The organism is Acinetobacter sp. RF15B, assembly GCF_007558235.1.
GTDB lineage: Bacteria > Pseudomonadota > Gammaproteobacteria > Pseudomonadales > Moraxellaceae > Acinetobacter > Acinetobacter lwoffii_C.
Genome location: NZ_VLSR01000036.1, coordinates 1 through 5,580, shown reverse-complemented (window position 1 = coordinate 5,580; position 5,580 = coordinate 1). Strand labels below are relative to the sequence as shown.

The 5,580-nt window shown below is 32.8% G+C and carries 6 protein-coding genes and 1 pseudogene; all 7 read right to left on the bottom strand.

Annotated elements, in window-relative coordinates; translation table 11 throughout:
- Positions 1 to 600: pseudogene (locus E2K74_RS14160) on the bottom strand (ATP-binding protein); the annotation flags it as partial.
- Position 601: 1 nt separating this feature from the next.
- Positions 602 to 1,081 (bottom strand): hypothetical protein, encoded by a 480-nt coding sequence (locus E2K74_RS14155; protein WP_227548047.1) that lies wholly within the window; start codon positions 1,079 to 1,081, stop codon positions 602 to 604.
- A 150-nt stretch (positions 1,082 to 1,231) separates the two neighbouring features.
- Positions 1,232 to 1,528, bottom strand: coding sequence for a HigA family addiction module antitoxin (locus E2K74_RS14150; protein WP_201798537.1), 297 nt, complete (start codon positions 1,526 to 1,528; stop codon positions 1,232 to 1,234).
- Between the two features lie 10 nt (positions 1,529 to 1,538).
- Positions 1,539 to 1,817, bottom strand: a complete 279-nt coding sequence (locus tag E2K74_RS14145; RefSeq protein WP_151208215.1) for a type II toxin-antitoxin system RelE/ParE family toxin — start codon at positions 1,815 to 1,817, stop codon at positions 1,539 to 1,541.
- An 865-nt stretch (positions 1,818 to 2,682) separates the two neighbouring features.
- A complete protein-coding gene (locus E2K74_RS14140) occupies positions 2,683 to 3,222 on the bottom strand; it encodes a plasmid replication DNA-binding protein (RefSeq protein WP_151208214.1) in 540 nt (179 codons plus the stop codon).
- A gap of 631 nt (positions 3,223 to 3,853) precedes the next feature.
- Positions 3,854 to 4,498: an HNH endonuclease gene (locus E2K74_RS14135; RefSeq protein WP_151208213.1), complete on the bottom strand. Its 645-nt coding sequence runs from the start codon at positions 4,496 to 4,498 to the stop codon at positions 3,854 to 3,856.
- A partial coding sequence (locus E2K74_RS14130; RefSeq protein ID WP_151208212.1) for an AAA family ATPase occupies positions 4,491 to 5,580 on the bottom strand: 1,090 nt, incomplete at its 5' end. The genes E2K74_RS14130 and E2K74_RS14135, both read right to left, overlap by 8 nt.

Below are 5,580 nucleotides of genomic sequence, written 5' to 3'. Positions count from 1 at the left end.
TTCATATTTGTCAAAATAATTTTTATCACTTTCTTTAAGATGTCCAGGATAATAATAATTTAATAAATCATCATCTTGTATGAGAGGAAACTTTATGTGACAACTCTCTGATATAGCAATTACATTAATATCCTTAATTAAATTATATATTTTATAACGATCATTTTCCTCATTAGATCTTATACTAAATTTATGCCTAAACTCACCACTAGATATAGTAATATACTTGCCATCGAAACTTTTTATTTTTCTTGATCCATTTGTTTTTTCATAAGATAGATCTAAACATATACATTTATTTATCAAAATTTTAACAGATGATTTAATATTTTTTTCTACTGAATTATTTTTATAATTATTAGATAAAAAGCTATCTAGTGGATCTCTATAAGAAAATTTACCTTCTATAGTAGATTTATAAAAATCTATGTCTTTAATTTTTAACCTTAAAATATTATTTATTATTTGCCTTAAAGTTTCACTTTTCCCCGTTCCATTTTCGCCTAGAAATACTGTATATTTATTACTATTATTTGATAAGCTTTCAACATCTAAAAGCTTAATTTTTAAATTATCAAAATTACATTCCAGTACTTGCATTTTAGATACCAAACATAGCTTCTGAATTACTTGATGTATTTCTAGACATTTTATTAGTGCCAATATTTAAAGTATTATGATCACCATATATATTAAGGCCTAATGGTCTTAAATCTAATTTGAAAATTTCTATGCTATTTTCTTCTACATCCCCTGCTTCACATATAGTAGTAGAATCTATCTTGATTATAAACCCAAATTCTGTTGCTTTAAAATCAAGATCTTCTCGATCAAAAACCACTCTATTTTCTTGAACAACTTCAATGTAACCAATTCTTTTATTATCCTCAACAATAGCAACACTTAGCCAAAGAATAGGTTTCCCATCTAACGATTTTCTAATTACTAATGGTGTCCAGCCTTCAGAAGATTTTAAAATATGCTTTGTATTTATTAATCGGTTACTGCAAACAAAAACCTCATTATAAGTGTTAAAATTATTAAAACTTGAGTCTAACTCTTCTAGCTTTTTTATGTGCATGATTGTCCTTCCAAAAAAATTAAAAACAGTATTAGATATAACATATATTAAATCTTCACTAAAATTCTAGATATACCTAAGACTCAATGGCCGTAATTCTAAATTTTATAAAAAATCTGCTATATCTTAATTAAACGGCATAAGTCTAAACTAATATTGAATAAAAAATGGTTGAATCTGTGGACGCTGTTTTTGAGATTCCATCCAAAGAGAATGCTTTGATTGAACACGCATTAACAGGTCTGCACTGATCCCTAAAGCATCTTGTAAACGCAAAGCTACATCTGCTGTGATCGGTGCCTTACCATTGATAATTCTAGAAAGTAAGACACGCGTAACCTGGATACGTTCAGCAAGTTCTGTAACAGTAATCGCTTGTCCTTCTTCTTTAAGGCCATCTAGCCATTCGGAAACTAACTCGCCTGCATGAGCTGGATTGTTCATCATCATATTTACCTCAATGATAGTCCTGATAATCTACGATATAGGCGTTACCCTCTTTAAAAATGAAAGTCATACGCCAATTCGCATTAACCGTAATTGCCCAATGATCTTTTAACTTCCCTTTCAAAGGATGAAGCTTCCAGCCTGGGAAATTCATTTCATCAATGCTCTGTGCTTCATTCAAAGCCGTTAATTGTCTTTTTAACTTCACTGCATGAACTGACTGAATACCTGCTGTAGAACTTGTTTTAAAAAACCTTTCTAGTCCCTTATGTTTAAAATCTATAATCACAAGAATTAATCCTTTGTATAGTTTTACTATACACCATGTCGTAAAGTAAAACTATACAAGCTATAAAGACAAAACACTTATTAAATGCTCTCACTCTCTCCCCGCTCACCTCAGCCTTCGGGCAAGCCCTCTGGGCTGATGGTGAACGTTGAGAGAGTTTCGGCAATACTCACCCTAAGAGCTTGTCAAAAGACGAAGCCCTCAGAGTATTGCCGAGTACCAATTTTGGGCTGACGGAGCCACGCATCGGTCGTCCACGACAGTAGGTAATTGTGCTTTCCTACATAGGCTGAGATTACGATTCACACACCGCATCGACACGTTCTCAGACCGAACAGTTGGCTTATCTCTGCGAGGGTTTCCCCAACATACAATTTAAAGCGTCCCTGAACTACTCCTGACGTTGTTGCTTTGTCGATTTCCCCTAGTAGCAACTCCTGCTTTAGATTCTTATATCCCTCTAAAACAATCGCTGTGGTGCGCTAGCGTCGCTTGTTCCTTCCACCCACACCACATGCCGACCGTATAAAACGGACACGCAGAAGCGGGCAAAGCTCGATCTAGGATGCTTATTTGATGGTTTTAAACACGTATTAACGAAGACTTATCATTTTAGGTCTTGAACTAAACACTTTTTATTGTGAAAATAGAGTTCAGGTACAAGCCATTGGTGAAATCATAACGGACTGTGAATCCTTATGATCTTCGTTATTCGATGTTTCCAGCATCAAATAACTGCGTACCGCTGAATATAAAGCGAAAGCCCTGAGTGTTGCAAGACACTTGGGGCTTTTTCTTTTGTTTAAGTTGTTGTTTCTGCAATATTCACATCAAAAGCTAAAAAAATGTGCATTTAAGCGATTTCTCAGCGAAGAATTTCACCGACCAGTCTCCGGAGTAAACCCTTCTTGGCTGGCTGCTCTGTGGAGTGTTTCGGCTCAAAATCTGCCTGTTTTATATTTTCAGGCTGTATTTCGACCTGTTTCTCATCCTGTTTTTTTTGTTCACCAAAACTGCTCTGATCCTGTTTAGCTACAGTTTCACCTGTTTTAGCTACTTCTGTTTTTGACTTATGTTCTATCAGTAGTTTGAAGTCATCAAAATCACGTCTAACGCTGGCTATCTCTTGTTTCAGGAAAGACTTATCTTGTTTTAGTTCTTCGATCTGTAAGCGTAGTTCGCGGACAAGATCATCATTGTTCACAGAAACATTCGATTTAGTATCTCCTGAAACAGCTTTCTTCCCAGGATGACCAAAGACCCGGATCATATCTTGAGGATCTATCTGCTGCACACCAAGTTCACTTAACTGAGGGGTGATCTCACCTTTCTTAATGGCTTTATAAATTGTCGTTCTACCGATATTAAATTTTCTTGAAGCCTCAACAATGGTGAGTAGAGACATAAGCTATTCCCTTTATTTTTGGTGTTAAAAAATCGCGGCAGCGACTGGGGACCTCGTAGAGCAAGATTTACCGTTAAGCCCCCTGGCGAATAAGGTAGAAGTGTTGTTCGGGAAGGGCTTTGCCCGTACCCGTACAATACACATCTTGCCGTCCATATCTATGCAATTTTACGCAATTATATGCAACTGCCTCTGGGGAGAAGCTAAAACAATGCAATTATCTGCAACTATATGCAATTATCCGCAATTATCCGCAATTATCCGCAATTATATGCAATTCGGGCCTGTTTTTAAGGCGGTTTAGCAGCTGTTTTAAGGCAACTTTAGGCAATTTAGCGCAACTATAGGAAATTTTAGGCAACTATAGGCAATTTAGGGAAACTGGCGGGAAGAACACCAAAAAAGAGGCTTTTAGGGTGGGTTTTTTAGACCCCATGATTAACTAAGATTATTTAACTGATATGAACAAAACCGTGGAACATTGCTCACTAATTAAGCGTGGAACGTGACAAATCATTAAAAAAGCCCATTTGAGGGTAAATGGGCTTTTCAGTAGTATATAAGAAATTGATTTTTAAAGGAATAAAAAAAGCATTTCGTATAATCTGCATTATGTTAATTTTAGCTAATATTAAAAATTTACTTTCTGTTGTATAGGAATAATTTTTGTTAGCAAGCCCTGTACAATTTCTGAGTCACTATATCCCCTACTTAATAAATCACTAACAGTTTGTGCAACATCTTGAGAAACATTGTTATAGCCTGCTAGCTTCTTATCATAACGATCGAAACCACAGCATTTATATGTAAAACTTCCTTTTGAGGAACTATTTACAATTTCATATACAGTAGTACCCTCTAAGCACTTAACTAATAAATGTTCATCATATCTATCAAAATGAGGGTGAATAATTTGATAGTCCGAACTATTTGTCGAGTAAGTTTTTGGATCTATTTTTATAATTTCATTTTTATAAGCCTCTTTAGCTAGATTACAAGCTTTACAGCTTAATGCTAAATTTAAAGGTTCAAATAAGAATAACGGATAAATAGCTTTAGGGAGGATATGTTCACAATCCCACACAAGTCCATGATCTTGGATAGTTTGTTGCCTACAATAGCAACACATATAATTTTGTTCAATTTTATAATGGTTTCGTATAGCTGTTCTTATTTTAGCTACTTCTCCTTCTGTAGTGTTCCATATTTTATAATTTTTCCCATCATATCCACTTATAAATGTCTGATGTTTCTTAGAAAATATAACTTTATTCATTATCAACCAATGCAGAAATTTGATTAATTAGGTGCTTAACCGGATCCTTATCTTCTAATTTAGGAAGGAAGTTCTTTAAATGATTTACAGTATCTAAATCATCTTGATTCAAACCTTTTTTCTCAGATATTTTGGTAAGAATTACCATAATTATTCTTACTAAATATTCATTTTTATTTCCTGGGAAATCGAAAACTTCGGCTAATTGAAAATCTATAGATCTAAAATTAAAGTTATTAGAAGGAATGCACTTCGACGTTCTATCATCTTTAATAGTTACAACAAAAGCATCATCATCTGGTAGATTTGAAACAATATGAGGAGAATGAGTAGCTATAATAAAATGACAATTATAAAAATCTGAAAATAAAGTCTGTAATAGTCCTATATATTTCGAAGCCCATGAAGGATGAAGACTAATTTCAGGTTCATCAATGAATATAAGGCTTTCATCTTTAATATCGGCAGCAATTGCACAGAAACTATTTATCAAACACAATTGTCCAGAACTCATATCCTGTAAAGTAACTTCTTTATCATTTTTATAAAAAAATATATTAGATATATTAATTAAATTATTACTAATTAAATTATATAAGAAATAAATTACCCTATTATTTTCGTAAAGATCTATCTCAAAACTTTGAGACTTACGTATATTTTTATCAAATATATCTTTATCATTAGATAAATCCTGATTTTCATACCATAAAACACACTCCTCCAAATTGAAAAATTTATCTCTTTTATCAATGGCTATGCTATCAAAATGAATTCTTGAAAGATTTTTTAGATTATTTCTAATATTTTCTGAAGATGTTGTCTCAATTTTCAAACGAAACTGTATCTTTAGAATATCAAAAATATCTTTTAACTTATTTTTATTCTCTCTTAATCCAGATTTAAGAATGGATAAAATTATAGTTCTATCTTTTAAAATTACAGTTTTATCTAATTCATATTTGTCAAAATAATTTTTATCACTTTCTTTAAGATGTCCAGGATAATAATAATTTAATAAATCATCATCTTGTATGAGAGGAAACTTTATGTGACAACTCTCTGATATAGCAATTACATTA

Bases quoted from the DNA above. Each gene is read 5' to 3' on its own strand.
- E2K74_RS14155 (WP_227548047.1), bottom strand. From the start codon at position 1,081: ATGCACATAAAAAAGCTAGAAGAGTTAGACTCAAGTTTTAATAATTTT.
- E2K74_RS14150 (WP_201798537.1), bottom strand. From the start codon at position 1,528: ATGATGAACAATCCAGCTCATGCAGGCGAGTTAGTTTCCGAATGGCTA.
- E2K74_RS14140 (WP_151208214.1), bottom strand. From the start codon at position 3,222: ATGTCTCTACTCACCATTGTTGAGGCTTCAAGAAAATTTAATATCGGT.
- E2K74_RS14135 (WP_151208213.1), bottom strand. From the start codon at position 4,498: ATGAATAAAGTTATATTTTCTAAGAAACATCAGACATTTATAAGTGGA.